Raw genomic sequence first — 9,560 nt, forward strand, 5'->3', positions numbered from 1 at the left:
CGCCGGCGCGCCGGCCCACACCCGCTCACGCGATACCGGACAACGCCGGGCGGCTACCGGACATCAGCCGCGCACGACGTCGATCACCAGCGACGACCGGGCCGGCGCGGTGTCGCCGATCGCGTACCCGCCGGCCAGCGCCGCCAGCGCACCGGCGACGGCGTCGGGCGTGTCGGTGTGCAGCTCCAGCAGCGGCTGCCCCTTGGCCACCCGGTCACCGGGCTTGGCCAGGCACAGCACGCCCGCGCCGGCCTGCACCGGGTCCTCCTTGCGGGCCCGCCCGGCACCCAGTCGCCACGCCGCGACGCCCACCGCGTACGCGTCCAGGGCGACCAGCACGCCGTCGTCCGGGGCCTCGACCACGTGCTTGTGCGCGCCGACCGGCAGCGGGGCCTCCGGGTCGCCGCCCTGCGCGCGGATCATCCGCGCCCACGTCTCGTAGGCCGCGCCGGAGGCCAGCACGGCGGCCGGGTCGGCGGAGATCCCGGCGCGGGCGAGCATCTCGGCGGCCAGCGCCACGGTCAGCTCCACCACGTCGGCGGGCCCGCCGCCGCGCAGCACGTCGACCGACTCGGCCACCTCGACCGCGTTGCCGACCGCGTGCCCCAGCGGCACCGACATGTCGGTGAGCAGCGCGGAGATCGCCAGCCCGTGGTCGACCCCGATCGACACCAGGGCCCGGGCCAGCGCCCGCGCCTGGGCCTCGGTCTTCATGAACGCGCCGGACCCGACCTTCACGTCGAGCACCAGCGCCTCGGCGCCCTCGGCGATCTTCTTGGACATGATCGAGCTGGCGATCAGCGGGATGGCCTCGACCGTCCCGGTCACGTCCCGCAGCGCGTACAGCTTCTTGTCCGCCGGGGCCAGGCCGGTGGTCGCGGCGCAGATCACCGCGCCGACCTCGCGCAGCTGCGCGGTCACCTCGTCCACGGACAGCTGCGCGCGCCAGCCGGGGATGGATTCCAGCTTGTCCAGCGTGCCCCCGGTGTGGCCCAGGCCCCGCCCGGACAGCTGCGGCACGGCCGCGCCGCACGCCGCCACCAGCGGGGCCAGCGGCAGGGTGATCTTGTCGCCGACGCCGCCGGTCGAGTGCTTGTCCACGGTGGGGCGGCCGACGTCGAGCGACAGCGAATCGCCCGAGCGCACCATGGCGCGGGTCCAGCGGGCGGTCTCGCGGGCGTCCATGCCGTTGAGGTAGATCGCCATGGCGAGCGCGGACATCTGCTCGTCGGCGACCAGGCCCCTGGTGTAGGCGTCGACCACCCAGTCGATCTGGGCGTCGGACAGGGCTTCGCGGTCCCGCTTGGCCCGGATCACGTCCACGGCGGTGTAGGTCATGGGAGGTCCTCCGGTCCGAACGCGTCGGGCAGCACACGGCTCATCGGGAGCACACCGGACGGTGTGTCCACCAGGCAGTCCGGACCGCCCAGCTCGTAGAGCACCTGGCGGCACCGCCCGCACGGCATGAGCAGTTCGCCGGCACCGCTGCGGCAGGCCACGGCGACGAACTTCCCGCCGCCGGTCAGCCGCAGCTGGCCCGCCATGGCGCACTCGGCGCACAGGCCCACGCCGTACGAGGCGTTCTCCACGTTGCAGCCGACGACCACCCGCCCGTCGTCGCACACCGCCGCCGAGCCGACCTGGAGCCCGGAGTACGGGCAGTAGGCCGACTTCGCGGCTTCGACGGCACGCGCGCGCAGGTCGTCCCAGTCGATGCCGGCCCCGGGGTCAACCACGGCGGTACACCACCCCGTCGGCGGCGGGCATTCGCAATCGTTGCGACGCCACCGCGAGCACGATCAACGTGACCAGGTGCGGCGCGTAGGTGGTGAGTTCGCTCGGCACCTCGTCGACGCTGTAGTACACCGCGTAGAGCACGACCGCCGCGACGATCCCGCCCGCCGCCGCGAACCAGCGCCGCCGGACCAGCTGCCAGATCACCAGCACGCCCAGCAGCAGCACCGCGCCGTAGATCAGGGCGAGGAACGTCTTGCCGCCGCTGCGCAGTTGCAGGCCGTCCGCGTAGCCGAACAGGGCCGCGCCGCCGAGCAGGCCGCCGGGCCGCCAGTTGCCGAAGATCATCGCCGCGAGGCCGATGAAGCCTCGACCGTTGGTCTGGCCCTCCAGGTAGCCGGGCTGGCCGGGGTTGAGCACCAGGGCCGCGCCGCCGATGCCGGCCAGCGCGCCGGACGCGATGACCGCGATGTACTTGTGCCGGTAGACGTTGACGCCCAGCGACTCGGCCGCCACCGGGTTCTCGCCGCAGGACCGCAGCCGCAGGCCGAACCGGGTCCGCCAGAGCACCAGGTAGCTGCCGATCACCAGGGCGATGGCCAGCATGGTCAGCGGCGAGACGCCGGTGACCAGGCCGCGCAGGATGCCCGCCACGTCGGACAGGCCCACCCGCTGCTGCGCTTCGAGGTCGCCCAGCCAGTCGGACAGGCCGGGCGTGGAGTAGGTGTCGAACTTCGGCACGGCCGGCGACTCGCGCGGGTTGTGCGACACCGGGAAGAAGATCAGCGTGGACAGGTACTTGGTCAGGCCCGCGCCGAGCAGGTTGATCGCCACACCGGACACGATGTGGTTGACGCCGAAGGACACCGTGGCGATCGCGTGCAGCAGGCCGCCGAGCGCGCCGAACACCGCGGCGGACAGCAGCGCGGCCCACGGGCCCCACTGGTAGCCGGCCCACGCGGCACCCCACGTGCCCATGATCATCATGCCTTCGAGGCCGATGTTGACCACGCCCGCGCGTTCCGCCCACAGCCCGCCGAGCCCGGCGAGCAGGATCGGCAGCGCGAGCCGCACGGCGGTCTGGATCGTGCCGGTGGAGGTCAGCTGCGGCACGTCGGTCAGGTACGAGGTCGTGGACAGCAGCACGACCGCGCCCGCCACCCCGATCACGCCGACGAGCCACCCGGGGATCTTGCGGGCTTTGCGGGGCGGCGGAACGGTGGAGGGCGCTTCCGACGGGTTCATCAACGAGGTGCTCATGATGCCGCCTCGCTGACGCTCGCCGGGTCAAGAGCGCGAAACACTGTGTTCATTGGTTCGCTCGCAAGCTCGCTCACGCCGCCACCGTCCCCAACTGCTTGCCGACCCGGCGCTGCTCGGCGGCCAGCTCGAACCGGCGGACCACCTCGTACGCGACGACGACCGACAGCACGATCGCACCCTGCATGATCGTCACGATCTCCCTCGGCACGCCGACGTTGTCCAGCGCCAGCCCCGACTTGTCCAGGAACGCCCACAGCAGCGCGCCGAACGCGATGCCGCCGGGGTGGTTGCGGCCGAGCAGGGCGATCGCGATGCCGGAGAAGCCCAGTCCCGCCGGGAAGTTCAGGTTGTAGGTGTGGTCGCGGCCGAGGATCTCCGGCATCGACACCAGACCGGCGATGCCGCCGGAGAGCAGCATCGCGATCAGCACCATCTTCTTCGCGCTGACACCGCCCGCCGCGGCGGCCGTGGCGGACTCGCCGGACGCCTTCAACTCGAACCCGAACCGGGTGCGGTTCATCATCACCCAGTAGCCGATGCCCAGCAGCGCGGCCAGGAACACCAGGCCGAAGATCGTGCCCGAGGAGCCCAGCGGGATGCCCGGCACCCAGCCGCTCTCCGGGATCTCCGGGGTGCGGATGTTGTTGCCCCGCAACTCGCCGAACACGTTCTCGCCGATCAGGTACGCGGCCAGGCCGAGCGCCAGGCCGTTCATCATGATCGTGGAGATGACCTCGTTGACGCCCCGGGTCACCTTGAGCACCGCCGGCACCGCCGCCCACAGCGCGCCGACCAGCGCCGCCACGACGATGATCACCAGCGCGTGCAGGCCGGGCGGCAGCGCGATCGAGCCGCCGACCACCGCGGCGACCACCGCGGCGACCCGGTACTGGCCCTCGACGCCGATGTTGAACAGGTTCATCTGGAACCCGATGGCCACCGCGAGCGCCGCGATGTAGTAGGTGCCCGTGCTGTTGACGATGTCCACGGCGGTCGTGCCCTCGCCGACCTGCGACACCATCGCGCCGAACGCCTTGGCCGGGTTCGCGCCGGACACCACCAGCGCGATGCCGCACAGCAGTGCGGAGAACAGGATCGCCAGTGCGGGCGGCAGCAGTTTGCCGCGCAGGATTCCCATTACTCGCCTTCCAGTTCCGCGACGGCGGCGCTCGTGGCGCCCGCGCCCGTCATCGCGCTGCCCAGGTCCTCCGGGGTGACCGAACCCGGGTCCGCGTCGGCGACCAGCCGGCCGCGCAGCATGACCTTGATCGTGTCCGACAGGCCGATCAGCTCGTCCAGGTCGGCGGAGATGAGCAGCACGGCCAGGCCGCGCGCCCGCGCGTTCTTGATCTCGTCCCAGATCAGCGCCTGCGCGCCGACGTCCACGCCCCGGGTCGGGTGCGACGCGATGAGCAGCACCGGGTCGCCGGACAGCTCGCGGCCCACCACGAGCTTCTGCTGGTTGCCGCCGGACAGCGCGGCGGCCGGCACGTCGATGCCCGGCGTGCGCACGTCGAACTCCTCGACGATCCGCCGGGTGTCCTGCTTCGCGCCGGGCAGGTCCAGCCACGCGCCCTTGGACACCGGCTCGCGGGTCTGGTAGCCCAGGATCCGGTTGGCCCACAGCGGTTGGGTGAGCAGCAGGCCCTGCCGGTGGCGGTCCTCGGGCACGTACCCGATGCCCGCCTCGCGCCGGGCCAGCGTGCCGAGCCTGGTCAGGTCGCGACCGCCGAGCAGCACGCGGCCGTGGTGCGCCTTGCGCATCCCCATGATCGTCTCGACCAGCTCGGTCTGCCCGTTGCCCTCGACGCCCGCGATGCCGACGATCTCGCCGGACCGGACCACCAGGTCGATCCCGTCGAGCACCGGGCGGGTGCCCTCCTCGGCGACCAGGCCGAGGCCCTCCACCTGGAGCACGACCTGGTCGGTGACGGTGGACTCGCGGGTCTCCGGGCTGGGCAGCTCGCTGCCCACCATCATCTCCGCCAGCTGGCGGGAACTCACCGCCTTGGGGTCGGCGGTGCCGACCGTGGTGCCGCGCCGGATCACGGTGACCGAGTCGGCGATCGCGCGCACCTCGTCCAGCTTGTGCGAGATGAACAGGAAGGTGAAGCCCTGCTGCTGCATCCCGCGCAGGGTGGCGAACAGCTCGTCGACCTCCTGCGGCACCAGGACGGCCGTCGGCTCGTCGAGGATGATCACCTTGGCGCCCCGGTAGAGCACCTTGAGGATCTCCACCCGCTGCCGGTCGGCGACGCCGAGGCGTTCGACCAGGACACCGGGGTCGACGGTGAGGCCGGTGGACTTCGCCAGGTCCTGGATGACCTTGCGGGCCTTGCCGCCGATGCCGTGCAGCGCCTCCGCGCCGAGCACGACGTTCTCCTGCACGGTGAAGTTGTCGGCCAGCATGAAGTGCTGGTGGACCATGCCGATGCCCGCCTTGATGGCGTCCGCCGGGGTCTTGAACCGGACCTGGGCGCCGGCGACCTCGATGGTGCCCTCGTCGGGCTGCTGCATCCCGTAGAGGATCTTCATCAGGGTGGACTTGCCCGCGCCGTTCTCGCCGCACAGCGCGTGCACTTCGCCGGCCCGCACGGTCAGGTGCACGTCGCTGTTGGCGACCACACCGGGGAAGCGCTTGGTGATGCCAGACAGGACGACGGCGGGCGCGACGTCGGCGGCAGGGGTGCTGGTGCTCATAGAGGCTCCGTCTGGGGATCCGGGGTCAAAAACCGCGCAAGGGCCTCGCGAGCAGCTCGCGAGGCCCAGTGCGGTGCGGCCGGATCAGCTGGTCGGCTTGTCCGAGACCTTGATCTTGCCCTCGATGATCTGCGCCTTGTAGCCGTCGAGCACGGCCTTCAGGTTGTCGTCGATCTTGCCGCCGGAGGTGGCGTAGCCGACGCCGTCCACCTTCAGGTCGAACACCTTCGGCAGGTTGGCCAGGTCGTTCTTGGCGACGGCCTTGACGAAGTCGTACACCGCGACGTCGACGCGCTTGAGCATGGACGAGATGATCACGTCCTTGGACTCCGCGACGGTGGCCTGGTTGTACTGGTCGGAGTCGACGCCGATCGCCTTGACGTTGGCCGTCTTGGCGGCGGAGAACACGCCCTTCCCGGACGCGCCGGCGGCGTGGTAGAGCACGTCGGAGCCGGCCTCGATCTGGCCCTTGGCGGCTTCCTGGCCCTTGGTCGGGTCCTGGAACCCGGTGAAGTCACCGGCCGGCGTCAGGTACTTCTTCTCGATCTTGATGTCCGGCGCGGCGGCCTTGGCGCCCTGCTCGAAGCCCGCGTCGAACTTCTGGATCAGCGGGATCTTCACGCCGCCGACGAAGCCGACGTGGCAGCTCTTGGACTGGTAGGCGGCGATCACGCCGGCCAGGAAGGAGCCCTGCTCCTCGGCGAACACCAGCGGGGTCACGTTGGTCGCGCCGTCGACCGCGCCGTCCACGATCGCGAACTTGACGTTCGGGAACTCCGGCGCGACGACCTTCAGCGACTCGGCGTAGGCGAAGCCGACGCCGATGATCGGGTTGTAGCCCTCGCCCGCGAGCTGGCGCAGGCGGGTCTGCTTGGCGTCCTCGGCCTCGTTCGGCGCGGCCGTGAGCTCCTTGACCTCCTTGACGCCGAGGTCGGTCTTCGCCTTGTCGAGCCCGGCGGCGGCGGAGTCGTTGAACGACGCGTCGCCGCGCCCGCCGATGTCGTAGGCCAGGCCGACCTTGAGGGCGCTGCCGTCCACCTTGTCGCCGGCCGCGGCGCTGGTGGTGTTCGCGGCGGCGGCCGGCGGCTTGTCCGCCAGCTTGCAACCACTCGCGGAGCTGCCGGTGGTCCCGGAGCTGGTCCCACCGCTGTCCTTGGCACAGGCGGCCATCGACAGAACGCTGGTCAGCGCGATCGCGCCCACCGCGATGCCACGCATTCGACGACGCACGGCTCGTCTCCCTCCCTGCTCATCGAGCAGACAACTCCCCGACTGCGTTGTCAGGGCTCCGAGTGGCGAACCGTACCCCGTGGTAACGACGACCGCGCACGCACCGGCCCGCACGTGACCTAATCGTTGGTGCTCCAGCCGGAGTCCACCACTAGGCGTGATCTTCCCATTTCGGGGCGTGCCCTCCGACTACGCACGGTCACAACGTGAACCGCCGGCCGGTCGCTCCCGTAGACCGGTTCGGAGGTCGGGACCAACGGCGGGGTCCCGGCCTCCCTTGCTTTTCCACGTCGCGAGACCTCCGGCGGGTCGCGGGTTCGGGGGCCCGCAGGCGTCGGGCCGAATGTCCCCCGTTGGTGTGACGTTGGGACCGCGTTGGCGACCTTCGGTGAACTCCAGGGTGCATCGGTATCCACCCCAGGAGGCAGTCTTGGACCCCCGGCAGTGGCTGGACGACTACGAGTCGCGCCTGGCCGACCTCAAGCAGAAGTCGGACGAACTCCAGGAGAACCTCGCCGCCGCGAACGGCACCGCCACCAGCCCGGACGGCGCGGTCACGATCACCGTCGGGGCCAGCGGCGGGCTGCTGGACCTCGAACTCGGCCACCGCGCGTGCGACCTCGGCCCCGCCCGGCTCACCGCGCTGATCATGACCACCGCCCGCGCCGCGCAGAAGGCCGCGTCGGCCAAGGTCGTGGAGGCGTTCGCGCCGATGGGCACGGACACCGAGGCGATGCAGGTCGTCCTGGAGTCGGTCCGGCACGACGAGGAGCCCGAGGTCGAGGACGAGGACGCCTACGACCCGGAGCCCGAACCCGCCCCGGAACCCGTGCGCCCGCCGGTCCGCCCCCAGCCCGTCGCGCCGCCGCGCCCGCCGGCCCCCCGGCCCGCGCGCCGCGACGACGTGGACGACGACGACAACCAGCCCTGGTGACCTAGGAAGGCCATGCCATGACCGCCCCCGAAACGCCGATCGCGGCGCCTCCCGGTATCGAGATCACCGAGGAGAACAAGTTCAAGGGCTCGTTGTTCATCGAGGCGTTCGACGGCCTGATCGACTCCATCGGCAAGGACGCGGAGTCCGAGACCGAGCGCGTGCTGGACATCACGTTCAACGCGATCGGCGCGGCGTCGTCGGTGGCGATGTTCGTCACCGACCCGTTCGGCAGCATCCTCGGCGCGGGCATCGGCTGGCTGATCGAGCACATCTCGTTCATCCGCGAGGGTTTCGACCAGCTCATGGGCGACCCGGACGACATCAACGCGAACGTCGAGGCCACCAAGAAGCAGGCCGTCGAGATGCGCGTGCTGGCCGAGGACCACAAGCAGGGCCTGGCCACCTTCGACGGGTGGACCGGCCAGGCGTCCGAGCGGTTCAAGGCCAGCATGGACGCGATGGGCAAAGAACTCGACGACATGGCCGGCGCGATCGAGACCAAGGCCAAGATCGTCGCGGTGTGCGGCATGCTCGTGCAGGTCCTGCGCGACATCGTGCGCGACATGATCGCCCAGTTCCTCGGCTCGCTGCTGGCCGGCGCGCTGGCCGCGGCCGCCGCCGCGATCCCCACCTTCGGCGCGTCCATCGCGGGCTTCATCGGCTTCGCGGTCGGCCGCGGCATCGCGCTGGCCACCAACGTCGCCGCCCGGATCGCCCGGCTGGTCGGCGCGCTGAGCCGGAACATGGGCCGGATCGGCAAGCTGGACGACGTCGTGGAGAAGATCGGCAAGGGCTGGGAGCGGTTCGAGAACATCGCCGACGCCGCCGAGATCGGCTGGGAGGGCTACAAGGCCCAGAACGAGGTCGACAAGGACATCGAGAAGGGCAAGAAGGACGACGACGCCCAGGACAAGGTCGACAAGGCGAACAAGGACGCCGAGGCGGCCAACAAGAAGTACGAGGACGCGAAGAAGAACGAGCAGAAGGAATCCGAGGACCTCAAGACCGCCAACGAGGACCTCAAGAACAAGTCCGACAAGGCCGCCGAGGCGAACAAGAAGGCCAACGACGCGGCCGACGCGCTGAACAAGGCCGCCGAGTCGGGCGACCAGGCGGCGTTCGACCAGGCCAAGGCCAAGTACGACGCGGCCAAGGCGGAGGCGGACTCGGCCCGCGCGGACGCGGCGAAGGCGGCGGAGAACTCGGCCAAGGAGGCCCGCGACCTGGCCGACGCGTCGAAGAAGTCGAACGAGGCGCTGGACAACACCAAGCCGACCGACGAAGCCTCCAAGAATGCCTACGACGAGTACAAGCAGACCACCTCCGACGGCAAGCCCGGCGACCCGGCCCAGGCCACCGCCGAGAAGGACCTGGGCGCGAAGAACGACGCCGCCAAGCAGGCCAACGCCAAGTACGAGCAGGCCAACGTCGACTTCACCGAGGCCAACGCGAAGGCCGCGGAGGCCAACGCCAAGGCGTTCGCGTCCGGCAGCGAGGCCGACATCGCCGCCGCGAAGCGGGCGTCCGACGAAGCCGAGGCGGCGGGCAAGCGCGCCGAGACCGCGGCGAACGAGGCCAAGACGTCGGGCCAGGACGCGAAGAAGTCGTACGACGAGTACAAGGCCAAGTACGACAACAAGTCCGGTGACGGCCGCCCGAGCACCGACAAGCCCAACGTCCAGGTCTAGTCCCCTGT

The 9,560-nt window shown here is 70.9% G+C and carries 8 protein-coding genes; 2 read left to right on the forward strand and 6 right to left on the reverse strand.

The genetic code is table 11. The features are described 5' to 3' along the window. Positions 1–63 precede the first annotated feature (63 nt). The 6 genes from AC0HI0_RS30710 to AC0HI0_RS30735 all read right to left on the reverse strand — a co-directional run bounded on the left by AC0HI0_RS30710 (position 64) and on the right by AC0HI0_RS30735 (position 6,915). Complete coding sequence (locus AC0HI0_RS30710; RefSeq protein WP_480926989.1) at positions 64–1,338, reverse strand: thymidine phosphorylase; 1,275 nt, start codon at positions 1,336–1,338, stop codon at positions 64–66. Then, complete coding sequence (locus AC0HI0_RS30715) at positions 1,335–1,736, reverse strand: cytidine deaminase (protein ID WP_480926990.1); 402 nt, start codon at positions 1,734–1,736, stop codon at positions 1,335–1,337. The genes AC0HI0_RS30710 and AC0HI0_RS30715 overlap by 4 nt, the downstream gene beginning before the upstream one ends. Next, a complete protein-coding gene (locus tag AC0HI0_RS30720) occupies positions 1,729–2,994 on the reverse strand; it encodes an ABC transporter permease (RefSeq protein ID WP_480926991.1) in 1,266 nt (421 codons plus the stop codon). The genes AC0HI0_RS30715 and AC0HI0_RS30720 overlap by 8 nt, the downstream gene beginning before the upstream one ends. Positions 2,995–3,067: 73 nt before the next feature. Next, on the reverse strand, positions 3,068–4,135 hold the full coding sequence (locus AC0HI0_RS30725; protein ID WP_480926992.1) for an ABC transporter permease: 1,068 nt from the start codon (positions 4,133–4,135) through the stop codon (positions 3,068–3,070). Further along, a complete protein-coding gene (locus AC0HI0_RS30730; RefSeq protein ID WP_480926993.1) occupies positions 4,135–5,697 on the reverse strand; it encodes an ABC transporter ATP-binding protein in 1,563 nt (520 codons plus the stop codon). The genes AC0HI0_RS30725 and AC0HI0_RS30730 overlap by 1 nt, the downstream gene beginning before the upstream one ends. An 84-nt stretch (positions 5,698–5,781) precedes the next feature. Further along, positions 5,782–6,915 (reverse strand): BMP family lipoprotein, encoded by a 1,134-nt coding sequence (locus tag AC0HI0_RS30735; RefSeq protein WP_480934427.1) that lies wholly within the window; start codon positions 6,913–6,915, stop codon positions 5,782–5,784. Positions 6,916–7,357: 442 nt separating this feature from the next. Here AC0HI0_RS30735 and AC0HI0_RS30740 point away from each other — a divergent pair, with 442 nt between their 5' ends. Further along, entirely contained in the window at positions 7,358–7,861 is a 504-nt protein-coding gene (locus AC0HI0_RS30740) for a YbaB/EbfC family nucleoid-associated protein (protein ID WP_480926994.1), read from the forward strand. Positions 7,862–7,878: 17 nt separating this feature from the next. Further along, complete coding sequence (locus AC0HI0_RS30745) at positions 7,879–9,552, forward strand: hypothetical protein (protein WP_480926995.1); 1,674 nt, start codon at positions 7,879–7,881, stop codon at positions 9,550–9,552. Positions 9,553–9,560 lie beyond the last annotated feature (8 nt).

It is taken from the genome of Saccharothrix sp. NBAS 001, from assembly GCF_056640475.1.

What these genes read in the sequence shown, in the direction of transcription:
- AC0HI0_RS30745 (WP_480926995.1), top strand. Translation starts at nt 7,879, where the DNA reads ATGACCGCCCCCGAAACGCCGATCGCGGCGCCTCCCGGTATCGAGATC.
- AC0HI0_RS30710 (WP_480926989.1), bottom strand. Translation starts at nt 1,338, where the DNA reads ATGACCTACACCGCCGTGGACGTGATCCGGGCCAAGCGGGACCGCGAA.
- AC0HI0_RS30735 (WP_480934427.1), bottom strand. Translation starts at nt 6,915, where the DNA reads ATGCGTGGCATCGCGGTGGGCGCGATCGCGCTGACCAGCGTTCTGTCG.
- AC0HI0_RS30720 (WP_480926991.1), bottom strand. Translation starts at nt 2,994, where the DNA reads ATGAGCACCTCGTTGATGAACCCGTCGGAAGCGCCCTCCACCGTTCCG.
- AC0HI0_RS30730 (WP_480926993.1), bottom strand. Translation starts at nt 5,697, where the DNA reads ATGAGCACCAGCACCCCTGCCGCCGACGTCGCGCCCGCCGTCGTCCTG.
- AC0HI0_RS30725 (WP_480926992.1), bottom strand. Translation starts at nt 4,135, where the DNA reads ATGGGAATCCTGCGCGGCAAACTGCTGCCGCCCGCACTGGCGATCCTG.